A 24,457-nucleotide genomic window follows, 5' to 3' on the forward strand; every position below is an offset into this window, starting at 1 on the left:
CCCTACTTCTTCTTTTTCTTCGCCGCGCCCCGCGCTTTGGCCGGGGTGGATTCCGCCCGCTTCGTGGAAACGCCCCTGAACGCGTTTTGGAGCACCGTGTCCACCGTCCGGGCCGGGATGAACGTGAGGTTTTTCTTCACGTAGTCCGGGATGTCCTGCAGGTCGGGCAGGTTCTGCTCCGGAATGATAACGGTGGTTATGCCGGCCTGCATGGCGGCCAGCGTTTTTTCCTTCAGTCCGCCGATGGGAAGCACCCTGCCGCGCAGGGTGATCTCGCCGGTCATCGCCACATCGTTGCGCACCGGCTTGCCGCTCAGGGCGCTGGCCAGCGCCACGGCGATGGTGATGCCGGCGCTGGGGCCGTCCTTCGGAATCGCCCCGGCGGGAACGTGGACGTGGATGTCGCTGTTCGTGAGGGTGTCGGTGGCGATCCCCAGTTTCGCGGCGTTGGCGCGGCAATAGCTGTAGGCGGCCTGCGCCGATTCGCGCATCACTTCGCCCAGCTTGCCGGTGATGGTGAGATTCCCCTTCCCCCGCATGGTCGTTACTTCGATGTGCATGATCTCGCCGCCGAAGGGCGTCCAGGCCAGCCCGGTGGCAACCCCCAACTGCGCCTTTTCCTTTTCCTCTTCCCGCATGAAGCGCGGCGTGCCGAGGTACTTGCTCACATTGCCGGCGGCGATCTTGACCGGGCCGTTCCCCTTCCCTTCCGCCACGGTGAGCGCCACCTTGCGGCAGACGGTGGCGAGCTCACGTTCCAGGTTGCGAAGCCCCGCTTCCCGCGTATAGTTGTTGATAACGGCGCGGATGGCGTCGTCGCCGAATTTGATGTGTTTCGCGCTTACGCCGTTGGCCTCCATCTGGCGCGGCACGAGATACTTTTTCGCTATCGACAGTTTCTCTTCTTCCGTGTAGCCGGAAAGCGTCAGTATCTCCATCCGGTCGCGCAGCGGCCCCGGTATCGGATCGGCCGTGTTCGCGGTGCAGATGAACAGCACTTTCGAAAGGTCGAACGGCACGGCGATGTAGTGGTCGGTGAACGTGCAGTTCTGCTCCGGGTCGAGCACTTCCAGCAGGGCCGAGGCGGGATCGCCGCGAAAATCCATGCCAAGCTTGTCGATTTCGTCCAGCATGACCACCGGGTTGTTGGAACCGGCGGTCTTGATTCCCTGAATGATCCGGCCGGGGAGCGCGCCGATATAGGTGCGCCGGTGGCCGCGGATTTCCGACTCGTCGCGCATGCCGCCCAGCGACATCCGCACGAATTTCCTCCCCAGCGCGCGGGCGATGGATTTGCCGAGCGAGGTCTTGCCGGTGCCGGGGGGGCCGAGAAAACAGAGTATCGGCCCCTTCATCTCTTTTTTCAATTTCGCCACGCCGAGGTATTCGAGGATGCGTTCCTTGATCTTCTCAAGGTCGTAATGGTCGTCGTCCAGCACCTTCTTCGCCTTCGGAATGTCGATGGCATCCTCGGTATGCACGGACCACGGAAGGTCGATGAGCCAGTCGAGATACGTGCGCGCCGTGGTAGCTTCGGCCGATTCGGGGTGCATCTTGGCGAGCCGGGAAAGCTGCTTGTGCGCCTCCTTTTCCACAGCCTCGGGCATCATCGCCTTTTTTATTTTCTCGGCCAGTTCGACGGCTTCCGCCCCCCGGTCGTCGGAATCCCCCAGCTCTTTCTGTATCTGCCGCAATTGCTCGCGCAGGAAATATTCACGCTGCGTTTTGGTAAATTCGTCGTGGGCCTGCGTCTGTATCTTCTCCTGTATGGAGAGCAGCTCCAGTTCCCGGCCCAGCAGGTCGCTGATCTTCGCCAGGCGCTTCAGGGGCGAAGCGGTTTCCAGCACCGCCTGGGCGTCCTCCACCTTGAGCCCCAGGTTGCTCGCCACCAGGTCGGCCAGCTTGCCCGGCTCCTCGATGCTTTCGGCCACCGCGAGGATGTCGGGCGATATCGCCTTCCCCTTTTCCAGCATCTTGGACAAATGCTCTTTCACGGCGCGCACCAGCGCTTCGGCCTCCATGCTGGGAACTTTCTCTTCGGCCTCTTCGGCGAACTGCTCCACCCGCACTTTCATGAACGGCTTTTGCGAAACATATTCCAGGATGGCGGCCTTGGCCAGCCCCTGCACCAGTATCTTCACCCGCTGATCCGGCATTTTCACCATGCGGACAACCGTCACCACCGTGCCGATTTTGTGGAGGTCTTCCGGCTCGGGATCGTCCTTCCCCTGATCCTTCTGCGCCACCAGCAACATCATCCGGCTGGTCGCCAGCGCTTCGTTAACGGCGTTTATGGACAGTTCCCGGCCCACGTACAGCGGCAGGATCATGTATGGAAAAACCACTATGTCCCGCACCGGCAGCAGCGGCAGGAACTCCGGCACCTTCAGTTCCGTCTGGCCGTTTTCCGGCGTCCGTTCTTCGTCTTTCCCGGCATCACTCATATATGCGCACCTTTATGGTATGTGAGGGTTTCCTTCTCTCCGCGACTTTCGGCAGCTTCAGCGCCAAAATGCCGTTTTTGCACTCCGCTTCGATATTCCGCTGATCCACCGCCGCGCCCAGCGTGAAGGTTCGTTTGAATGAACCGAACGTCCGTTCAACGCAGTGGAAGGCGGCGGCTTTCCCCTGCATTGCGGGCTCCTTTTTCACTCCTTCAATGGTGAGAATATCATTGTAGACCGTCACGCTGATGTCTTTCGGGTTAACCCCGGACAGTTCCACCTCGACGTTGATCGCCTCGTCGTCCTCGCGGATGTCCATCGCCGCAAAGCCGATGTCGCGCAGATACGCGTCGGCGGCGTTGACGGCGGCTTCGCCGATATATTTCGGACGGAAAACAACATCTTCCCCCCGGCCCGCCTTTTTCTTTTCTTTCCTGTCCCGTTCGCCCATTGCAATTGAAAGTCTACCATATCAACAGGAACGTTTTTTGACGGTTTGCGCGGCGCGCGCACGGCCCGGCGGCGGAACCGGCGTTAAAGAAACCGCCGCACGCACCGGATAAACTCCTCTTCGATAACCGGCTTCTCCAGAAAATCGCTGGCGCCAATCGCCAAAAGTTCTTCGCGGAGCTTTTGCACGGCCTCCCGGCCCGCCCCCCGGTTCGAGGTGACGACAACGACCGGGATATCCCTGAAGCGGGGATCGCCGCGGACCGCGCTCAACAACGCGATGCCGTTCATCTCCGGCATTTCGATATCGGTGATAATCAGGTTGGGGGTGGAGCGCCGCAGTTCTTCCAGCGCATCGCGGCCGTTTTCGGCCTCGGCCACCGTCACATCCCCCACCTTCGCCAGCGCCCGCTTGAAGATGGCGCGGTGCGCCTCCAAGTCGTCCACCACCAGCGCCGTCCGGCCGGTCAGCGGCAAGCGGATGATGAAGGTGCTCCCCTCCCCCGGCCGCGAATCGGCCTCTATCGCGCCGCCGTGCGCCTTCATAATGTCCATGCAGAACGGCAGGCCAAGGCCGGTTCCCCGCTCGCCGCCCGTCCCCACCGTGGAGGTCTTTACCTCGTGCCGGAAAATATCCCCCACCACCCCGGGCGGGATGCCGATGCCGCGGTCTTCGATGGCGACCGCAAATGCCCCTTCCGCCGCGGGCGCGTATATCCGTATGACGCCGCCGGGACGGCTGAACTTTATGGCGTTTGAAAGGAGATTGCCGATCACCTGCCCGTACAAGGCGCGGTCGGCCAATACGCGCGCATCCTCTGGCAATTCGTTGCGGATGGCGATATTCTTCTGTTCCGCCGCCGGGGCGGCCATGAGCATCCGCTCCGCGGCGAGTTGCCGCACGAAAAACGTGCGGTTGATCGGCGTGATTTTCCCGGTCTGCAGACGGCTGATATCGAGGAGCTGATCCAGCAAATCCAGCAGCGCCGCGGCGAGTTCTGAAATGGAGACGACGAGGCCGTCCGCCTTCTCCGCCCCATCCCCTTCCCGGAGCATCTGCCGGGTGAAATCAGCCGTCGACTTGATGCCCGCTATGGGTCCGCGGAGATCGTGCGAGACGAGCGAAACAAACTGATCCTTCAGGCGCGTCGCCTGACGCAGGTCCTCCACCAGCGCAAGATTTTTAAAATGAAGCGTGATGGATGAGGCAATCGTCCGGTTGAGCCTGAATGAATAAAACCCGAGGGTCAGGATAAACAACGGCAATAACGTCCCGATGGCGTAGCCGAACAGGCCGCCGTCCATCAAGCCACGCACGGCGAAAGGCAAGATGGCCGGAACCGTCCATAACAGCGGGGCGCTTTTTATCGATGAATGGGAAACGGTGGTGGTGGCCGCGAGCGTGGTCATAACCAGAAGGAGCAATGACTGCATAACCTGATCGCCGGGCGGGAACAGCAAAATGGCCGACATGCCCCACAAAATTCCCGATACCAGCGTGCTGACTTCATACCGCCGCCGCCAGCTTTCACCGTCAAAAAACCCGTGCCCCGCGGCGTGGAACCAGACGTACAGGAAATACCGCGATACGGCAACCGCCGTTATCATCAGAACCCATGCCACCACCTGGGCATGCGGCACAAGATTCCAGTAGACCGCGGCGAGCACCACCGCAACCAGAAACGACGTCCCCTGCATCGGCGGTATCTGCCCGATGGCCAGGCGCATCTGCTCGCGCAGGACATCCCCGCGCGGGTCTCCCGGCAATGCGGCTCCATTCACCCTGTCGGCGGGATCGGACATGTGCCACCCTTCTTCTGAAACATCACAAATACACGATCAATAGACACAATGACTGTTTGTTGCAAATTTTAATTGCAACCACAACATTTTATGCGGCCCCACGGGTAATTCCCATAAGAAAAAGTTGCGCGGGCCGGGAACGGGAGCCTTTTATGGAATATCAAACAGGCCCGAATATCCCCTTCCGCGTCCTATGATATAGTGTGTAACGGTTTAGCATCTTTTCAGCATAATTTCCGCCCCGATAAAAATGGGGAAAACGGAATTTGCCGCAAACCATTGTCAAAATGGCGGGCGCTAAAAGGCTTGAGGTCTAAACCTGTGCAATCACCATGCAGGGGATGTTAATGCTTTCGAAAGACAAGATTCCGGCGTTCGCGGACTTGGGGCAAAAGGAACTTGCCACCATCTACAACATTGCCAGGCAGCAACGCTTCGCCCCCGGCGATTTCATTATGAAAGAGGGGGACAAAGACAAAACCATCTTTCTCATCGTCGAAGGACAGGTGTCCATATACAGGAATGTATCCGGCGCCAAAATACCGCTTGCCACCCTGGGAATCGGCGAGTGGGTGGGAGAAATGGCGATGCTGCGGGATTCGCCCCGCGCGGCGACGGCGGTGGCAATCCGGCCGGCGCAACTGTTGGCGTTCAGCCCGCAGACGTTCGCGGCGCTCCCCGAAAAACTCCAGGTTCATGTGCAAAAACACCTGCTGGCGCTCGCCGGAAGCCGCATGGAAGCGCTGCAGGGGCAGATAGTGAACCGAATCGGCAAGATCGACCGGTTGGGAAACTATGCCGGCCACGAGGAGGCGCAAAGCGAGGCCTGCACCAACGCCGAGTTGATCCAGAATATCGTCAAAAAAATCCCCAAATTGCCGCGCTACGCCACCGAACTCGCCACAAAGCTGATGGACGAGAAAATAGGCATGGCGGAGATCGCCGAATCGATCAAGACGGACCCGTCGCTCACCAGCCTGCTTCTCAAATCGGTCAATTCCCCGTTTTACGGCCTGCAGGAGAAGGTGGCCGACATCCACCGCGCCTTTATCTTCCTCGGCACCAACCAGGTTTACCAGATCGTCATGGATTCCGGCATCAAGGGCACCATGCCGCCCACGCAGGAATTCACGCGCCTGCAACGCCACTCGTATCTGGTTTCCCTCATCGCCGCGGAACTGGCCGCCGCCATCGGCAGAAAAGAACTGGCCGGTATTGGCGGCACCATCGGCCTGTTGCACGATATCGGCAAGTCGGTGACGCTCCTCATGAAACGGCAGAACCCGCAGTTGGCCCCGTTCATCGGCCTGCTGCATCCGGCGCGCCTGGGGGAACACCTGCTGCAAACGTGGGAGCTTCCTCCCCTCATCTGCCGCGCCATCGGCATGCAGGAGCAGGCCCGGTACTTCCCGCCGGAGAAACTGCCGGACGATCTGCGCCCCCACATGGCATTGCTGCATGTGACGCACGCCTGCGCCGGCATGCTGGAAGGGGGGGAAGAGGAGGCTCCCGGCGTTTGGCTGGAGGAGTACATAGCCCTTCTTGCCAATAAGCCGGTTTCGCCCGGCGACCTTCTGGCGCGCCTGCTCCCCGCCCTGGCGAAAAACAAGCGGCTCTACCCCAAAGAGATGCGCGACATCATCGAGAATGCCGAGCGCAACCGGTAGTCCCCCACCCTGACAAAAGTCAGCCAACTGTTTTCCACCCGGACGTATTATGGGGGCGGGAACATATAAGGAAAAATTATGGCGACAAAAGATGAAGTGTTGGCCGCCCTTAAAGCGGTGATCGATCCGGAGGTCGGCGTGAATATCGTCGATCTGGGCCTTGTCTACGGCGTTGCCATCGACGGCGGCACGATGAAGGTGACCATGACCATGACCACCGCAGCCTGTCCGGTGACGGAATACATGAAGACCCAGGCGCGCGCCGCGGTGCTCGGCGCGCTGCCCGAGATCAGCGATGTCCAGGTGGAGATGGTGTGGGATCCGCCGTGGAAACCCGCCATGATGTCGGAAGCGGCGAAACGGAAATTGGGGGTCGGCTGAAAGGCCGCGCCATGAACAACATCTGGCTCCGCATCCGGTTCCCGCTGCTGGCGGCCGGGATGTTCTGTCTGCTGGCCGGTGTTTACGCCGGCCTGTTGCGCGCCGGAATCGATATTCCCGTGCCGGCCCAAAACCTTGCCGCTTCCCACGGCGCGCTCATGATCGGCGGTTTTCTGGGAACGGTGATCGGCCTCGAACGGGCCGTGGCCCTCGGCGCCCCGTGGGGCTACGCCGCCCCCGCGCTGGCGGGGTTCGGCACGTTGCTGTTCCTGGCCGGCGCCGAAATCGGCGCGGCGGCGGTGACGTTTTCTTCCCTGCTGCTTGTTTCAATGTACGGCGTGGTGCTCCGCCGCCAGCCGGCGTTTTTCAACGCCGTCATGGCGCTGGGGGCTGTGGCGTGGCTGGCGGGAAACCTCTACTGGCTTCGCGGTTACCCGCTCCCCGATTTCGTGTTGTGGTGGAGCCTTTTCCTTGTGCTCACCATCGCGGGCGAGCGGCTGGAATTGAGCCGCTTTCTCCAGCACCCGCCGCGCGTGAATGTCCTGTTCGCCGTCTTTGCCGCAATCACCATCGCCGGGGTTATCGCCGCCGCCGGCGGCGCGGGGTGGGGCAACCGGCTCACCGGCGCGGGCTTCATTCTGCTTTCGCTCTGGATGCTCGTGTACGATGTGGCCCGCCGCACCGTCAAACAGGAAGGGCTTACCCGTTTCGTGGCGGTCTGCCTGCTGGCCGGCTATCTATGGCTGGCGATGGCGGGGGCGATGCTGCTGGGGGGAACGGAGTTGGCTTCAGGATACCGATACGATGCCCTGCTGCATTCGCTTTTCCTCGGCTTCGCCTTCAGCATGATCTTCGGCCACGCGCCGATCATTTTTCCCGCCGTGCTCAACCTGGGAGTGCCGTTCCGTCCCGTATTTTACCTGCATGTGGCGGTGCTGCACCTTTCGCTGCTGATGCGCGTGGGCGGGGATCACGCGATGAACGAAACAGTGCGCGCCGCCGGAGCGGCCCTCAACGGTGTTGCGCTGTTGATCTTTTTGATCAATACCGCGTTGGCGGTGCGCGCCGGCCTTATTTCCCGGCGGCGGGGGCCGGTTCCTCCGGCGCGGCGGGAAGGAGCTTGATCCCATCAGTTGCCCACCGCAGGATGATTTGCTTCTCTTCGCCGGTGAGCCGCTCTTTCCAATGCGTGATTTTGTATCTCAGCGGCGGCATATCCCCCTCCTCCATCTCCTTTTGGATGGCTTTGAGGTCTTTCAGCGGGGTGCCGTGCCCCTTGAACGGATAATCGGCGTTCATGTCGATATGTTCCCGCGCCTCCCTGATATCGTGGTCGATCAGTTGGCGTATGCCGGGAATGACGTAATACGCGGGATACCGGATCTGCTCGGAGTGACAGTCGAAACAAACCCTCTTGAAAATCGGCTTCACGTCCCGCAGGTAATGGTTGTTGATCACGTTGAGGGCGACCGCGTCGGGCGGCGGTGCGGCGGATTGACCGGCCGCCGCGGGCGTCTCTCCGCCTTTGCCGTGCTCCTTCCCCCCGTGGGCCAAGATGGTTACGGCGGGGAACAAAAAGGCGATTGCGGCCACAACCCCGGCAATATGTTTCAAACTCAAATGGCTCATGATTCCCCCTTTGCTAAGTAGCGCACATTATAAGTCATTTTGTGCTTTCATGTCCGGGCGGGAACCGGACGGATTCCAAAACCGGTTGAATTGCGGAGGTTGATATGACACATTGGGGGCATGCAACACCACAACGGCATCTTTGATGAGATACGCCGCCTGCGCACAGAACGCGGCGCGGTGATTTTGGCCCACAACTATCAACGCGACGAAGTGCAGGAGATCGCCGACCACTGCGGCGATTCGCTGGCGCTGAGCCAGATCGCGGCGGAAAGCGCGGCGGAGGTGATCGTCTTCGCCGGCGTTCACTTCATGGCGGAAAGCGCCGCCATCCTCGCCCCGCGCAAAACCGTCCTGCTGCCAAATCCGGACGCCGGCTGCCCAATGGCCGATATGATCACCGCCGCCGCGCTGCGCGAAAAAAAGAAAGAGCTGAACGGCGCGCCCATCGTCTGCTATGTCAATTCATCCGCGGAGGTGAAGGCGGAATCGGACATCTGCTGCACCTCGGCCAACGCCGTGAAAGTGGTGGAAAGCCTTCCGCAAGACGAGGTCTACATGATCCCGGACATGAATCTTTCCCGCTATGTGGCCGGCAAGACAAAGAAAAAGCTTTCATACTGGAAGGGCTTCTGCCCCACCCACCAGCTTTTGACCGCCGGCGAAGTGCTGGAGTTCAAAGCCCGCCATCCCGGCGCGCCGTTCGTGGCGCACCCCGAGTGCCCGCCGGACGTGCTGGCGCTGGCCGACGCCATACGGAGCACCAGCGGTATGTACGATTACGCCCGGAAAAGCGGCGCCCGCACCATTCTGATCGGCACCGAGATAGGGATTATGTACCGGCTCCGGAAGGAAAACCCCGGCAAAGAGTTCATCCTCGTCTCGAAGAACCTCATCTGCCCGAACATGAAGATCACCACCATCGAAGACGTGCGCGATTCCCTGCGCGACATGAAGCACGTCATCAAAGTGGAGGAGCCGGTGCTTTCAAAAGCGCGCCTTGCGCTGGAACGGATGCTGGCCGTCCCGCGGGATTGAACGGTATAAAGCGGGGATAACCGGGCTCACCGCTCCAGGCCGCGGCGTTTCATCTCGCCCCACCCTCCGCGCTTGCCGGCGGCAAACCGCCAAAGCCCCACCACGCGCCACCAACTGTTGTACTGCCGATAGCCGAAGTTTTCCGCCACGGCGAACAGGAAAAGCGTCAGCGCGTTCGACGGCTTCTTGTACACCTTGAATGAAAGCTCCTCGATGAGCAGCGAGTTCACCGAGAGCATGATCCCCAGCCCGATGGCGAGGAAGATAAACGCCAAAAACGCCTTGAGCGAAACCACCCCCAGCAAAAAACCGATGATGGTGAAGAAGAACCCGGCCACCTCGATAACCGAGCCGAACAGCTCGAACGCGATGAGGAACGGCATGGTGAACCACCCCACCATGCCGCCGTGGCGGCTGAAAAGAAGCGACCGGTTAAGATACATGCTCTCCGCCAAGCCCCGCTGCCACCGGATGCGCTGGCCGCGCAAAGTGACAAGGTCTTCCGGCACTTCGGTCCAGCAGACCGGGTCCGGTATGAAACTGATGGAATATTTTTTCCTCTTTTCGCGCATAAGGCGGTGCAACCGCACCACCAGTTCCATATCCTCCCCCACCGTCCCGGTATCGTACCCGCCCGCTTCGATGACGGCCTCTTTCTTGAACAGGCCGAACGCGCCGGAGATGATCATGAGCGAGTTAAGCTCGCTCCACCCCAGCCGCCCGATCAGGTATCCGCGAAAATATTCAATGATCTGGAACAGCGCCACCGGGTTTTTGGGAAGGGCCGACTTAAGCAGGTGCCCGCCGCTCACGGTACAGCCGTTCACGGCACGCACGCTGCCGCCGGCGGCGATGGTGTGCGGGTCTTCCAAAAACGGCTGCACCACCTTCGTCAGGCTGTCGTGCTCCAAAATGCTGTCGGCATCCACGCAACAAAAAAGCGGAAACCGGGAGGCGTTGATACCGGCGTTCAGCGAATCGGACTTGCCGCCATTTTCCTTGTCGATCACCCGCAGCTTGGGGTGCAGGCGGGAGACGTACGCCCCCCGCACCGGCTTGGATTCCAGCCGCCGCCGCACCGCTTCCGGCACCATCACCAGACCGAAATCGCGCTTAAGCGCCGCCAACGTATCGTCGCGCGAACCGTCGTTGATCACCACCACTTCGTATTCCGAATAATTGATCTGCAACATGGAGCGGACAGACGAACTGATGGTGGCCGCCTCGTTATAGGCGGGAATGAGGATGCTCACCGGCGGCCTCAGGCGGGAGAACTGCTTCTCCATTCCTTCCATCGCCCGCCGCTGCATATATTTATAGATGGCCGACAGGGCTACCGCGTTCAGCATCATGTAACCGAGGTTCACCACGACGAAGTAGAGAAAAAAGAACCACTGTACCGCCGGGATAATATATGAAAACGCCAGGTTCATCGGCCCCGCTCCATCATCACGGTGTCCATAACGTCGCGCGCATAGCGGTCGGTCTGCGCGTCGCGGATGGCGGTTACTTCCTGATGCGTGAGGAACGGCATATCCGCCAACACGCTGGCGGCGCGGTAGCGCACCCACCACTCCTTGTCCGCCAGCAAGCCGACGATCATAGCCACATCGTTTCGGTGACCTATCCGTCCCAGGGTGGCGACCGCCTGCAAACGGAGATACCAGGTGGGGTGCTTGGTGTAGCTCCGCACCAGCGGCAGATAGTGCGCGTCTTTCAGCATCTGGAGGCAAGCCGAGATGGTTTCGCCCTCCCGCGCCCGCTCCAGCCAATAGCCGATGCAGGCGGAGGCTGCCTCCTCGCTGGCTGAACCGAGCAGACGGATGAGGTTGGGGGCCTCCTTTTCGGCGGCATTCATGATGCTCTCGCGCAGCACGGGAGATACCGCCTCTTCCCCCGCCATGGCCAGCAACGTATCGATGTTGGATACCGGCCAGTCGGCGCGGTGCAGCAGCTTCGGCAAAAGCAGCGGCACGGCGCGGACGGGATCAATCTGCACGGCGGCGGTGGCGGCCGCCTGCGAAAGCAGGGTGTTTTCGTCACTGGCCCCCTCTATCAATGCGTCAAAAACCGATTCGTCCTTCATGAATCCGAGTGCGTATGAGGCGACAATGCGGCGGGGCATGTTCCCCTTCCGTATCAAACCGCGGGCAAACGAGCGAATACCCGCCGCATCGGCCAAGCGATTGAGCTGTTCGCGGTTTTCCCCTTTCATGAGCGAGTGATAATGGTTAAACAGGTAGAGGAAATAGAGCCGCTCCTCCCCGCGCGGAAGGGGCATCGCCCCCGGCGGCTGGAATAGCGCCTCCACAAAAACCGGCCGCCACCGCTCCATAAACTCTTGGCGTTGCCGATCACGGCTTAAAAAAAGCCCCCGCATCAGAAGAATGGATACGATCATAAGAACCGTCATGGCAAGCGCCGCAACGCCGATACCGAGCGCAAAACGCACAATGAGATCGGTGTTTTCGCGGTAAACAATATCCATCATGGCTACCTAGACTAATGCAAAAGCGGTGAAAAACCGGAACGTTATTTTACAAATAAACGGGGGGAGTCAGCGGCGAAGAAGGCGGCGCAGGCGGGCGAGGAGTTCGGCGGTATCAAACGGTTTGACCATGTAGTCGTCGGCCCCGGAGTCGAGTCCGTGCAGCACGTCCTTTTGTCCCGATTTGGCGGTGAGCATGATGACAACCACGTTGCGCCAAGAAGCTGACGCCCGGATTTTTTTCAGAAGGGTGAAGCCATCCACATAGGGCAGCATGACATCGAGCACCACCGCGTCGGGGGGCGCCGCGTCATCAATCATTTTTTCGGCCTGCCGCCCGTCGGCGGCGGTCAACACCTCAAATCCCTCCCGCTTGAGCAGGAAGCGGACGATGCTGAGAATGTCCTCGCTGTCCTCCACGATGAGAATTTTTTTGGGGACGGACTGCCCCGCCGCGCCGTCCGTCACTGGCGCCGCCGGCCGGATAGCGGAGTTCAAATAATATCCCGGAAACGTCCCTGCGTGGCGCGCAGGCGCAGGCTGATGTTGCGGGCCAGCCCCTTCATTATCTTCATAGCCACCCGCGGGTTATCGTCCTGCAACATGTCGAATTTCGACTTGGTGAGGATCAGGATTTCGCACGCGGTGGTGGCGCGGACGGCGGCGGAACGCTCATACTCGTCGATGAGCGCCATCTCGCCGATGGATGCGCCGGGGCCGTAGGTGGCGACGACTTTCTGCTGCCGGTTCTCGGCGGTGAGGATAATCTCCATCACCCCTTCCACGATAAAAAAAAGATAGTTCCCCATATCCCCTTCGTTGAACAGGGTGCTCCCCTCCTCCACCTGCCGCAGGCTCAGGTACGGGGCAAAGGCCTGGATATCCGCGTCGTCAAACGAATCAAAAAATGGCAACTCCCGCAGCAGGTTCATCACATTCTGTTTGGTACGTTCCATAATCGCGCCCCTCCTTCAGTCGGCGGTAACCTGATAAATCCGGTGCCTGCCCGGTATCCCCTTGAGTTCGAAAAAACCGATGAGCCGCGTTTTCGCCAGCCCGTTTTTTTCCAAGTCCTGTTTCACCGGCTCCGTCACCAAGATGCGGTTCAGCAACGGCATCTCTTCCGGTTTCATGCCCCCCTCGTCCGGTATCAGATCCTTCGGCTTGACCCCTTCCACGCGGAAGGTCATGTTCACGGCGGTTCCCAGCCGGTCTCCCTTGTCGTCGATGCGGGTTTCCCCCACGTTGATGGCGATGCGCACGTCGATCCGCTCCTGGGGGGGATGGGCGGCGTTGCTTTTCTTCAGGGTATCGAGGATATCCCGCGCAAAATTAACCGCGTGGGCGATTTCGTTGAAGGCCATAAGGTAACCGTCGCCGGTGCTCTTGGTGAAGCGGGCGCGGTGCTTGGTGGAAAGCGGCTTCGTTTCCTCCACCAAACGGTTCGTCAGCCGGAAAGCGAATTCATCGCCGTATTTCGCGCCGATATCGGTGCTGTTGGCGAGATCCAGCACAAGGATCGCCTCCACCCGCACGCGCGCCCCATCCATAAACGGGCTGGTGAAAATGGTGCTGCCGCCGGACCATTTTTCACGCGTTTGCTCGGCAATGATCTGGTTCGCCTTCACGGCATGGCCGGTCATGTCCTTTATGATTTGAAGGGCCAGGTCGCGGATGTCGCCGTCGCTGTCTTTCACGGATGCCTTGATGACGCCGAGGGTATTCTTGTCCTTTATTTTCCCCAGCGATTTGAGCGCCTCCATCCGGACGTTGCGCTCCGGATCGTCCATGAAATCGCACAGGTGCTCCACCGCCAGCGCGCCGCCGATATCCCCCAGCGCCTGCGGCACCACCCAGCGAACGTCGTAGTCGTTCCGCAGTTCCATCACCAGGTCGATGGCCCGTTCGTCCCGCAGTTTGCCCAGGGCGGAAACCGCCTTTTCGCGCACCCACCAGTCCGGGTCTTTCAACACCGCCGCCAGCGCGTCGAAGGTGGCGGGATCCGGCAGGCGGTTGAAATATTCCACCGCGGCGCGGCGGACGTTTTCGTCGGGGCTGGCGAACAGCTCCCGCACCCGGCTTCCCACCTCCGGCTTATTCACCAGCGCCAACGCGTCGATGGCGATCTCGCGCACCCACCAGTCGGAGTCCTGTATGCACCGTATGAGCGTCTCGGCGGAATCGACGCTCTTGAGCTTGCTCAGAATTTCCACTCCCGCGCGGCGCACGTTCACATCCGCCTCGCGCATGGAATTGATGATCTCCGGCACCAGCGATTCATCGGCGATATTCTCCAGCGCCTCCACCACCATCTGGCGGACGACGAGGTCGTTATCGCCGATGCTGGAGAGGATGGCGCGCGCGGCGACGGCGTTCCCTATTTGCCCCAGCGTCTGGATAACGGTCATCTTTATCTTCGGATCCCGTTCCGCCTTCAGCAGATCGACCAACGGGCCGATACTGGCGGAATCCTTTACCTTGCAAATGGCCTCCACCGCCTTCTTGCGGAGCCACCAATCAGGCGAACTCATCAGCGGCATCAAATAACCCGCCGCTTGCGCCCCCCCCAGTTCCGCAATAAGTCCGATCACAATCCCTTTCAATTCCTTGTCGTTCTCTTGCAGGTACGGGGTGAGCTTATCGAGCGCGGCGGAAGAACCGATTTTTTTCAGAAGGTCGGCGATGCCGCGCCGGAGCATTACGTTCTGCTCTTTCAGCCTTTCGACAAGGCGGGGAATAGCGGTATGCGCGGCCTTCTTTTCCAGTATCCCGCGGGTAAGCGAGCGCACCAGTTCCTTGGGGTGTCCCAAAAGGCCGATGAAAAGCTCCATCTGCTCGCGTTCGTAAAAAGCGGTGAAACAGCGTTCGAAATCGGCATCGGTGATTTTATGCGCCACAAAGGCTTCCACCAGCGCATCAAGCCCATCCGCGCCATACGTGCGCAACGACCGCACATAGGGGCTGGTATCCTGCCCCGGCGAGCTGAGAATCTGGCTCACCAGCCGTTTTATTTTAAATCCGTCAAACATGCTTTTCAGGATCGTCCGGCTTTGTCCAGCCTGCCGCCTTTTTCAGAAAACGCACCAGCATCCAAATGTTCACGATTATTACAAAAACAACGATGCCAATGTACACCGTTGGCGAAAAATACATCCGCGCTCTCCCATGATGATTCCGGTTACGGTCAAATGCCGCCTAACTGATAAAGTTTACCATAACCGCGGCGAAAAAAATGACGTCCCGTTTTTGTTGGTCTCAGTTTGAAATTAATGTTTGAATGGAGCACGAGATTGCTTCGCTAACGCTCGCAATGACAGCAATTTGTCATTGCGAGGCCATCGAAGATGGCCGCGGCAATCTCAAACTGAGACATTTTTTTGTTCAACCGGTTGCGGAAGGCTGAAGGTATGTCAATCCCGGAAAGCGGCAAAGGGCGGAGAAAATTTCCCGCCCTTCCCATAAAGGCCGTCAGAAAAGAGGATGCAGGGGCTTATCGAACCAGAGCCGCTTTTGCTCCGCGCCCGACGAACCGATGATCCTGAATTTCCCGCCTTCCCTGACAAGAACGTGGTCGGTATTCATCCACGAGTCAAGGGCGATCAGTCCCTTATCGACGCTAGGTACGCCGACCAATATCCCGCTGCAGCGGATTATTATCACATTGCTTTTGGGATCGGTGGTGACAAACCGCATATTGTGGGTCATTGCCAGAGAGTTAAACTCCGCAAAAATCGTCTTCCATGTGGTGGCGATGTCGGCCTTCCGGTGTGTGCCGTTCGTGTACGCTTCCGAATACAGGCCCATCAGCTTGGCGACATCCTCGGTTTCGATGGCTTTTTCGGCATCGTTAAAGAACTCGCCAACCTCTTTGGCCACCGCTTTGCCGACAAGGTCGCTGGTGGCCGGGTCGATGTTCAGGACATAGCTTGGGGAAAAGTTATGCTGATGCGCCGTCTCTTCCTTCGCGGCCGAAATGCCCGGAAGGGCGATCATCAACATGCCCACAACCAATGCCGCCGCTGAAGCCTTGCAATATCCGCGGACGTGCCAATAAACATACGTTGACGTTAACATGACAGTATCCTCCGAAATAATATTTTCCCCGAAATCACAATTGACTTATTGAACAAAGGATTGCTCCTTGTTGCTTTCCCATCGTGTTTGCGTTTTTCCCGCAACCGTCACCTCGGAAACCCGGCGGGAGCGGTGATCCCCCGCCACCGCGCGCCGCTGAGGGATTTCATGAACGCCACCAGGTCTTCCTTTTCCCCTTGGTTCAAACCCAGCCTTTTCATGAGGCTGTCAAGGTTGGAATTCGGCACTCCCCCCCTGTTATAGAATTCCACGACATCTTCAAGCGTCTTTTCGCTGCCGTCGTGCATGTAAGGGCCGGTTGAAGCGATATCCCGCAGCGTGGGGGTTTTGAATGCGCCCCTGTCCCGCTCCGCTTTGGTTTGCGAATACCTGCCAAGGTCGGGAGTTGGCTTATCCATCCCCACCCCCAGGTTATGGAACAACTCGTCCGTGAAATTGTTGCCACCGTGGCAGATCATGCACCGCCCCTTGCCTTTGAATACATCAAAACCGCGCCGTTCAGAAGCATTTAGCGCGTTTTGCTCGCCGGAAAGGTAACGGTCATAATTCGAGTCGTCCGAAACAACGGTTCGCTCGAACGCGGCGATGGCTTTGACCAAATCGTCGATATTCAGTTCCCCGCCAAAAACCTTTTTGAACCATTCGGCGTATCCTTCAATGCCCTTCAGCTTCGCCACGAGAGTGGCATGATCTTTCATCCCCATTTCCACCGGGTTCACAATCGGCCCCTTGGCCTGCTCTTCAAGCGAGGAGGCGCGGCCATCCCAAAACTGCGATTTGCCATACAACCTGTTGATCACCGTTGGGGAGTTCCGGCCGCCGGCCTGTCCGCGAATGCCGGTGGAGACCGTTTTGTTGTCGGTAAAGGCATGCTCGGGCGAATGGCATGATGAACAGGAAACCGTATCGTCCGCCGAAAGCCGGGGGTCGAAATAGAGAGAGCGGCCAAGCTCCACGATTCCGCCGAAGTTCCCATCGGCCGCATACGCGGTCATTGAGAGGGCCATCCCGGCCGCAATGGCCGCGGCCGCGAAATTCTTGTACCACAAGCCAACCATACGAACCCCTCTTGAAACCGGATTCCTGACCGGAACCCCGCTTCCATGTTCAGCGCCGCAGGTTTAATTGGAGTTTTATTACCTATTTAGTCCAATTATAACCAGCGCCGGAAAATTTGTCAAGCATCCACCTATTTCGGTAGTGGGTCAGTTTGAATTATCCCGTTTTTTTCCCCCCCTTGCAGTGCAAGGGGAGGTGCAGGAGGGGTTAAAAACCTCCCCTGTATCCCCTCCTTGCAAAGGAGGGGACTACTCTGTTACCAAGTTAATTTCAAATTGACCCACTATCCCTATTTCCACCTATTGTTGATTTGCGGCTATTTCCTGCCGTGCGGCTGAACTTGAGCCGTGATTTTCTTTCCGGCGTCGCGGCAGAGATTCAACATCTCCCTCACAGGTTGTGCGGCCTCCATGCCGCGGGGGAATACGAACGAAATCGGGCGGTAGATCGGATACCCTTCCACCCGTAACACCTTCAGCGTCCCCAGCGCCAACTCGTGATCCAGCGTCATGCGCGAAATCAGCGATAGCCCCAGCCCCCCTTCCACCGTCTTTTTGATGGCGGTGCTGCTTCCCATCTCGAGGATGATGTTCCGCGCCGGAATGAGCGGCTTTCCCGCCACCTTGAGGCCGTCGATGACGGCGCGTGTGCCGCTGCCCGCCTCGCGCGAGACAAACGGTTCCTCCCCGACCTGTTTTTTGCTTATCACGCCGCGATGCTCGTGCGCGTAGTCCTTCGGGGCGATGACCACCAGTTCATCGACGAACGCCTCTTCGGTGGCCCAATGTTTCGATTTCACCGGCCCTTCCACGATGGCGAAATCAATAATGCCGTCGGCAAGGTAGGTCAACACCTGATCGGTGTTATCCACCAGCAACTTAATCACAACGTTAGCGTGACTACGCTTGAATTTCGCCACCACCGGCGGCAGAAAGAAATTGCCGATGGTGGTTGACGCGCCGATGACGAGGGTTCCCCACGACTGGCCCAGCTTCTGCATCACCTTCTCCATCACCCGCCGGCTTTCCTGATGGATGTGGGCAAGTTCTTTATAGAGAAGCTCGCCGACGGGGGTCAGCTCGATCCGGTTGGGATAGCGGACGAAAAGGCGCGCCTTGAACTGCTCTTCGAGGTGGCGTATCTGAAAGCTGACCGCCGGTTGCGTGAGCGAAAGTTCCTTGGCCGCCTTTGAAAAACTCAAATGGCGGGCGACCGACAGAAACACGCTATAGCGGAAATCAAGCATAAGGGCATCTCCCGATCTGCAAAGTATGTTGCGGATTATATTTCATTCCAGACGTCAACCATTCGGGAAAAATATGTGGAAGGTTATGGCGGTGGCATCCTGATCCACGTATATTCCGCCACCCAACAGGTTCATGGTCTTATGGCAGAAGAAGAGGCCGATGCCGCTTCCCGACTCCGCATGGCCGTGCGTTTTGAATTTCTGGAAAAGGGCGTTTATCTTATTCTCCGTCAAAGGTTGCCCGGTATTTGCAACCGATATGACGATATTCTCGCAGCTTCCCCCTTTCTTCGCGCAATTCGCCTCGATGGTTATTGTTGTATTGGCGAAGGAGTACTTTACGGCGTTATCGACAAGGTTTTGCAGAACTCTTTTGAGCAACTTGAGATCGGCGATAACCGTGCCGGGGAACGCATTCCGTAATTCAATTTTCACCCCCTTGGCGGCGGCCCGTCCCCGGAAATCCCGCTCCAATTCCCCTAAAAGGTCATTCACCGCGAAGGGTTCGTAATACAATTCCAGTTTTTCCTCTTCGATCTCCCCCAGTTTAAGCAGGCTTTGTATCATTAGGTGAAGCTGGTCAATCCCCTCGCCTATATCGGCGATTTTTTGTTTCAACGAGGCTTCATAACTGTTAAAAGTTTTTTGACACGGTTCCTTGGTGGAGCACTCCGCCGAAAATGAGGTGATTTGGCCTGCAAGCATATCCAGTTCCAATTTGATGCCGGTGATCGGGCTTTTGAGATCATGCACCACGGCATGGAAGAAATTATCCCTCATCTGCTCAAGATTTTTAAGTTCCGTTATGTCGTCCACTATCCCTTGGTAGTAGACCACCCTCCCATCATGGTCATGTATGGGGGAGCATTTGTCCTCCAGCCATACATTTGAGCCGTCCCCGCATTTAATCCTGTATTGGAGCTTCTTGGTTTCGTTTGAAGCCAAAATGCCGCCCCTGAACTCCAAATATTTCCCCATGTCCTCCTTCATGACAAGGTTTTCCCACAGAGAGTGTTTTTTCAGGCATTCATTTACACAGGCTCCCATAATCATTTCGGCCTCTTTGCTGATGAATGTCAGTTCGCCTGCGACGGAGAGCGTGTAAATGACGCTGGAAACGTGATCTATTATTGCGCTGTATTTCAGATACGAGTCCCGCAGTTTTGCTTCCCTTTCCGCCAGCGCACGTTCCCACTGCTTGCGTTCGGTAATGTCGGCGGCAAATAAGGCAAACCTTGTCACCTGCGCGTTTTTATCAATAACGGGATAAATGGAATTTGAGAAAAACATGCCATTGCGCTCATCCTCATATTTAACGGGTTTGCCGGTGCGCGCCGCCTGTGCAAAATACTCCATCCTGCTCATGGCCAGTTCCAGCGGAAGAATCTGGAATATCGACTTCCCAACAAGGTCGGCGCGGGTTGCGTTAAGCCGTTTCGCCCCGGCCTCGTTGAGGGCGATAATATCCCCCTCCTCACCTATTAACGCAAGCGTTTCGTCTGACGCATTCATAATGGCATCGCTGTTTCTTGCTGTTTCCATCAACGCGATTTTGGCTTCCCTGCGTTCCGTTACATCCTCCATTATCCCCACAAACACATCTTCACCCGCCAGCGGAACTTCCTTGATGAAGAGGGAATTATAGAAAAATTCTCCGTTTTTCTTTACGGCAACCACTTCCTTGGGAGTTCTTACCGTATTCCTTTTTTCAGGCAAGCCGGTTTTCTTGAAATTGATGTAATCCTGAATGTATTTGAAATACTCATCTTCCTTGAAGGAAGGAGTAAGCGCCTTCACGCTTATCCCGATCATCTCCCCCGCCGCATACCCGAACATCTGTTCCGCCGCCGGATTGACGGAAATGATCGCTCCCCCGCTGTCGGCGATTATGTGGGCTGTGGGGGCGATGTCGGAAATGGATTTCGTCAGGGCCATAGACCTTTGAAGTTCAAGAGCCGTCCGGTTCAACCTGTCCGACATGGAGTTGAACGCGCCGGCGATTTCACCTATCTCGTTTTTCGCGTCGGCGGGCGCACGGGCCGTCATATCCCCCGCCTCCAGTTTCCTTATAGCCGCCGTAACATCCTGCATGGGCCGCAAAGACCTGTATATGACCGCCACAACCAGGGAAAATCCCGCGAAAATGACCAAAACAAGAATTATGGCGCTTTTAACCAGGATACCCGTATACCCGCTTATGATGGAGAACTCGGGATACCGTTCCACGAAAACCCAGAAATGCGACTTGTCATCTTCCCGGTAAAACACCTTCCTCCATACCCGGTACTCCCCCCTCCCGCCATCGAAAATCACCATGGTATCTTTTTTGCCGAGGTTGATTTTCAATTGCGGGAGTTCCTCGAAGAGGTTGGCTTTTCGGCCATGTTCCCCGCCAAGCAGCAGACTTGGGTCGCGGTGGCGCAGGTAATTTCCGGCCTCGTCGATAAACATGGTTCCCGATCCTTCGCCTTGGTTCTCGGGGCCGAATACGGCATCCGGATTAACCGTCAGCACGAGAATGCCAAGCGTCTCTCCACCGTTCAGTACTATCTTCCGGCATAGCCTGATCACAGGCCTATGGGGCACGAGGATTTTACCGCGTTCCACATCCAGTGTAATGGGATGGAGATAGACCTTCCCGGCGGGATAAGCCATGGCGTTTTTAAAATAATCGCGGCCGGATTTGTCCTCCAGTTCCCCGAACGGTATTTCCCTTATGTCGGATTTGATCCTGTCGAACCTGACGATTTCGCGCCCCGAATTGTTTATGACGCGCACCTTCAGGAACCCGTTGTTCATGAGAAGCATGGTTTCAAGGTCGTCCATGAAGTTCTTGTACTTGGCGGCCTTGTACCACTCCGGCGGCGGAACGCCGTTGGCGACGCCTTTTACCCCGCTGCCCAAACCGGAAAAATGTTCCTCCAGATGTTTCGCTACTAACGAGAGGTCTTTCTCTATGAAATCCAAATTGCCGAGCGCCGTATCCGCCTTGTTCTTCAGCCTCTCTTCAATTTTGGAAAGCGTTACGTCCCTGACGTTTTCCCTCAGGTTATACGCAAGCGCAACAAGGATAAGAGCCGCCGGGATGATTATGATGAGGAAAATATCGGCGCCTATGCGGAAAAACAGGCGCCTGAAAAGGCATCGTAAATTCCCGGTTATGTCCGCCATATCCCCGTCCGGCGCTCCGCGTCAGCCAACATTTCCGGTGATGAGCATAAGCATTCTTTTAGCGTCCTTCATGCCGGGATCGATTTTCAAAGCGTCCCTGAAACATACCGCGGCCATCTCCATCTGATCCATATCCAGATAGGCCCGTCCAAGATTGTAAAGCAGGTACGGATTCCCCTGCGCCCGCTGGAGCGCATTTTCGAGTATCTTCACCGCCTCCCTGGGCCGCCCGGCCCGGCGGTGGCGTATGGCGATGTTATTCAGCATCGTAATGTCGTCCTCCCCGATATCGAGAAGCAGGGTCTCCGCTTTTTCAAAATGTTTCCTGGCGGATTCCACGTTGCCCAGTTTCATGTCAACCTCGCCCAGACCCACGTATCCTTCAACCTGGGAAGGATCGGCGGTGACGGCCTCGCTGTATTTCGCCGCCGACTCCTTGAACAGGTCCTTGGCAAAGTCAATGTCGCCCAATTCCACCATCGCGGCGCTTGAGGCTTGCAGGATTTCCCTGGGTATCTCGCCTTTCATCATTTCGGAAAAGACCGAATAGGCTTTGTCGTAATCAAACTTTTTCATTAAAGTCGAGGCCAACTTCAGCTTCACCTCGGCATGCGCCGGAACAACATCAAGCGCCTTTGAGAAACAATTAAGGGCTTTGCCGTATTCTTCTTCCACCAGCAATTTATCCGCCTCGTCCAGATACTCCGATTCCTTCGGGGATATTCCGGAATAGTCCAGGACATATCGTATCTTTCTCGCAAAGGTATCCTTGTCAAACGGCTTTATGAGATAGCTCGTTATGCCCACATTCATCGCGTCGGAAACATCGGCTACCCCCTTTTTCGAGGTAATCATGATAATTTTTGTTTTGTGGCGCATGGCATCCCGCCTGACGGTTTTCACGAAGTTATAGCCGTCCATCACCGGCATCATCCAGTCGACCAGAACGAGGGCAAAGGGTTTCCCCTCCAATGCTTTCCAGCCCAGCAGGCCGTTGCCGGCGGTCGTTATGTCTTGAATCCCGATTTCCGATTTGAGAAGGCCGGTCATGGCGTTTCTCATCGTCTGGTCATCGTCAATCACAAGCACCGATATGCCGGGTTTCATCGATTCCCTTAGCGTCTTAGCCAAAACCAACCTCCCGAAATTCCTGTTGCGGTAGAGTCATGTTTTTCTTCCATAGGTAAGCGCTTCACGGGTAATCCATTATATCCCATATCCATAAAACCATAACTTTTAATGTCACATTATAATGCAAAACCGCAAGGCTTAGCTAAGCGGAAAAATTCGGAATCCATCGCTTCAATAAGCATTGCTTATCGCCGTATCAGAATTACTGCTTTGCGGAATTAACGGGCAATGTATAACATCCATGCCATACAATTGATCAATGGGGTGCCAATGCCTGAATTTACGGTGAAAGACGGTCATCAACTCGCGCCGGGCGAGGACATCAAATACAGCACCTGCTATATGTGCGCCTGCCGCTGCGGCATCAAGATCACGCTCAAAGACGGGCGGATAAAGTACATCCAGGGAAACCCGCACCACCCCACCAATCAGGGGGTGCTCTGCGCGAAGGGTTCTTCCGGCATCATGAAGCAGTTCAGCCCCGCGCGCATCACCAAGCCGCTGCTGCGAAAGAAGGGGGCCGAGCGCGGCCACGCCGAGTTCGATGAAATATCGTGGGAACAGGCGATGGAGATACTCACCGCGCGGCTGAAGCATATTCGCGCCACCGACCCGAAAAAATTCGCGTTCTTCACCGGGCGCGACCAGATGCAGGCGCTCACCTCGTACTTCGCCAAACAGTTCGGTACGCCGAACTTCTCCGCGCACGGCGGGTTCTGCTCCGTGAACATGGCCACCAGCATGATCTACTCAATGGGCGGCTCCAGTTGGGAATTCGGCGGCGTCGATTTCGAGCGCTGCAAGTACATGTTCCTCTTCGGCGTGGCGGAGGATCACGACAGTAATCCGATAAAGCTGGGCCTCGCCCAACTGAAAGACCACGGCGGCAAACTGGTGGTCATCAATCCGGTGCGCTCCGGCTACGGCGCGGTGGCGGACGAATGGATGCCGGTCAAGCCGGGCGCCGACGGCGCGCTCATTATGGGGATGATACATGTCCTGCTGAAGTACAACCTCTTCGACAAAGAGTTCCTCATCAATACCACCAACGCGGCCTACCTGCTCGACATGACCGAAGGGAGCGACCACGAAGGGCTGCCCTTCATGCTTGCCGAGAAAGATATGGAACAGACCCAGCATGTGGTCTGGGACCTCAAAACAAATAAGATGGTGGAAGCCCACCGGTTGGACACCGAACCGGCGCTGTTGGGGCGTTTCAAAAGTCCTGACGGGCGGACGCTGACCACTGGCTTCCAGCTTCTTTACGAACGGGTGATGAAGGAGTACTCGCCGGAGCAGGCCTCCAAAATCTGCGGCGTTCCCGCCGAACAGATAGAGCGCGTGGCGCTGGAGGCCGGCATCATGGCGCGGGACGAGGTCATCACCCTGCCGATAGAGTGGACGGACGTGTGGGGACGCGACCACAAGACCGTCACCGGCAAACCGGTATCGGTCCACGCCATGCGCGGCATCGCGGCGCACAGCAACGGGTTTCAGACCGGCCGCACGCTTTCGATATTCATGATGCTCCTCGGCATTATCGACCGGCCCGGCGGTTTCCGCTACAAGGCCCCGTTCCCCAAGCCGATCCCCCCCTGCCCCAAGCCGGTCAACTCGCCCGACCTCATCAAGCCGAACACCCCGCTTCCCAATCCCGAACTCGGCTTCCCCTCGAACCCCGACCACCTGATGGTGGACAGCGGCGGCAACCCCGTCCGCATCGACAAGGCGTTTAGCTGGGAGTTTCCGCTGACGGCGCACGGCATGATGCAATCGGTCATCACCAACGCGCACAACTACGATCCGTACCGCATCGACACGCTGATGTTCTTCATGGCGAACATGAGCTGGAACA

At 57.6% G+C, this 24,457-nt stretch carries 19 protein-coding genes; 5 read left to right on the plus strand and 14 right to left on the minus strand.

Annotated elements, in window-relative coordinates:
• Positions 1-2: 2 nt before the first annotated feature.
• The 3 genes from lon to HZA03_07425 form a co-directional block, all read right to left on the minus strand.
• Positions 3-2,444, minus strand: coding sequence for an endopeptidase La (gene lon, locus HZA03_07415; GenBank protein MBI5637780.1), 2,442 nt, complete (start codon positions 2,442-2,444; stop codon positions 3-5).
• Positions 2,437-2,895: an Hsp20/alpha crystallin family protein gene (locus HZA03_07420; GenBank protein MBI5637781.1), complete on the minus strand. Its 459-nt coding sequence runs from the start codon at positions 2,893-2,895 to the stop codon at positions 2,437-2,439. The genes lon and HZA03_07420 overlap by 8 nt, the downstream gene beginning before the upstream one ends.
• 83 nt (positions 2,896-2,978) lie before the next feature.
• On the minus strand, positions 2,979-4,697 hold the full coding sequence (locus tag HZA03_07425) for a response regulator (GenBank protein MBI5637782.1): 1,719 nt from the start codon (positions 4,695-4,697) through the stop codon (positions 2,979-2,981).
• A 347-nt stretch (positions 4,698-5,044) separates the two neighbouring features.
• Here HZA03_07425 and HZA03_07430 point away from each other — a divergent pair, with 347 nt between their 5' ends.
• The 3 genes from HZA03_07430 (at position 5,045) to HZA03_07440 (ending at position 7,869) form a co-directional block, all read left to right on the plus strand.
• Complete coding sequence (locus HZA03_07430) at positions 5,045-6,364, plus strand: HDOD domain-containing protein (GenBank protein MBI5637783.1); 1,320 nt, start codon at positions 5,045-5,047, stop codon at positions 6,362-6,364.
• A 78-nt stretch (positions 6,365-6,442) separates the two neighbouring features.
• Positions 6,443-6,745 (plus strand): metal-sulfur cluster assembly factor, encoded by a 303-nt coding sequence (locus HZA03_07435; protein MBI5637784.1) that lies wholly within the window; start codon positions 6,443-6,445, stop codon positions 6,743-6,745.
• Between the two features lie 11 nt (positions 6,746-6,756).
• The gene (locus HZA03_07440; GenBank protein MBI5637785.1) at positions 6,757-7,869 is read left to right on the plus strand and encodes a hypothetical protein; all 1,113 of its coding nucleotides are present in this window, start codon (positions 6,757-6,759) and stop codon (positions 7,867-7,869) included.
• Here HZA03_07440 and HZA03_07445 read toward each other — a convergent pair.
• Complete coding sequence (locus tag HZA03_07445) at positions 7,817-8,374, minus strand: heme-binding domain-containing protein (protein MBI5637786.1); 558 nt, start codon at positions 8,372-8,374, stop codon at positions 7,817-7,819. The two genes, HZA03_07440 and HZA03_07445, sit on opposite strands and share 53 nt — an antisense overlap.
• A 120-nt stretch (positions 8,375-8,494) precedes the next feature.
• On the opposite strand from HZA03_07445, the gene nadA reads away from it, so the two are divergent.
• The gene (nadA, locus tag HZA03_07450) at positions 8,495-9,412 is read left to right on the plus strand and encodes a quinolinate synthase NadA (protein MBI5637787.1); all 918 of its coding nucleotides are present in this window, start codon (positions 8,495-8,497) and stop codon (positions 9,410-9,412) included.
• Positions 9,413-9,438: 26 nt separating this feature from the next.
• On the opposite strand, the gene HZA03_07455 is transcribed toward nadA, so the two are convergent.
• The 10 genes from HZA03_07455 to HZA03_07500 form a co-directional block, all read right to left on the minus strand.
• The gene (locus HZA03_07455; protein ID MBI5637788.1) at positions 9,439-10,845 is read right to left on the minus strand and encodes a glycosyltransferase family 2 protein; all 1,407 of its coding nucleotides are present in this window, start codon (positions 10,843-10,845) and stop codon (positions 9,439-9,441) included.
• A complete protein-coding gene (locus HZA03_07460; GenBank protein ID MBI5637789.1) occupies positions 10,842-11,903 on the minus strand; it encodes a HEAT repeat domain-containing protein in 1,062 nt (353 codons plus the stop codon). The genes HZA03_07455 and HZA03_07460 overlap by 4 nt, the downstream gene beginning before the upstream one ends.
• Positions 11,904-11,969: 66 nt before the next feature.
• The gene (locus HZA03_07465; GenBank protein MBI5637790.1) at positions 11,970-12,368 is read right to left on the minus strand and encodes a response regulator; all 399 of its coding nucleotides are present in this window, start codon (positions 12,366-12,368) and stop codon (positions 11,970-11,972) included.
• A 26-nt stretch (positions 12,369-12,394) separates the two neighbouring features.
• A complete protein-coding gene (locus HZA03_07470) occupies positions 12,395-12,856 on the minus strand; it encodes a cyclic nucleotide-binding domain-containing protein (protein ID MBI5637791.1) in 462 nt (153 codons plus the stop codon).
• A 15-nt stretch (positions 12,857-12,871) separates the two neighbouring features.
• Positions 12,872-14,929 (minus strand): HEAT repeat domain-containing protein, encoded by a 2,058-nt coding sequence (locus HZA03_07475; protein MBI5637792.1) that lies wholly within the window; start codon positions 14,927-14,929, stop codon positions 12,872-12,874.
• A gap of 439 nt (positions 14,930-15,368) precedes the next feature.
• Entirely contained in the window at positions 15,369-15,899 is a 531-nt protein-coding gene (locus tag HZA03_07480; GenBank protein MBI5637793.1) for a hypothetical protein, read from the minus strand.
• Positions 15,900-16,081: 182 nt separating this feature from the next.
• On the minus strand, positions 16,082-17,053 hold the full coding sequence (locus HZA03_07485) for a cytochrome-c peroxidase (protein MBI5637794.1): 972 nt from the start codon (positions 17,051-17,053) through the stop codon (positions 16,082-16,084).
• 317 nt (positions 17,054-17,370) lie between these two features.
• On the minus strand, positions 17,371-18,300 hold the full coding sequence (locus HZA03_07490; protein MBI5637795.1) for a LysR family transcriptional regulator: 930 nt from the start codon (positions 18,298-18,300) through the stop codon (positions 17,371-17,373).
• Positions 18,301-18,354: 54 nt separating this feature from the next.
• Positions 18,355-21,471, minus strand: coding sequence for a PAS domain S-box protein (locus HZA03_07495; GenBank protein MBI5637796.1), 3,117 nt, complete (start codon positions 21,469-21,471; stop codon positions 18,355-18,357).
• Positions 21,472-21,492: 21 nt separating this feature from the next.
• The gene (locus HZA03_07500; GenBank protein MBI5637797.1) at positions 21,493-22,602 is read right to left on the minus strand and encodes a tetratricopeptide repeat protein; all 1,110 of its coding nucleotides are present in this window, start codon (positions 22,600-22,602) and stop codon (positions 21,493-21,495) included.
• Between the two features lie 342 nt (positions 22,603-22,944).
• Between HZA03_07500 and HZA03_07505 the strand changes: the two genes are divergently transcribed.
• Positions 22,945-24,457: molybdopterin-dependent oxidoreductase (locus HZA03_07505; GenBank protein MBI5637798.1), on the plus strand; the 1,513-nt coding region annotated here is incomplete at its 3' end.

Source organism: Nitrospinota bacterium, from assembly GCA_016217735.1.
In the GTDB taxonomy this organism is placed as follows: Bacteria; Nitrospinota_A; UBA7883; order JACRGQ01; family JACRGQ01; genus JACRGQ01.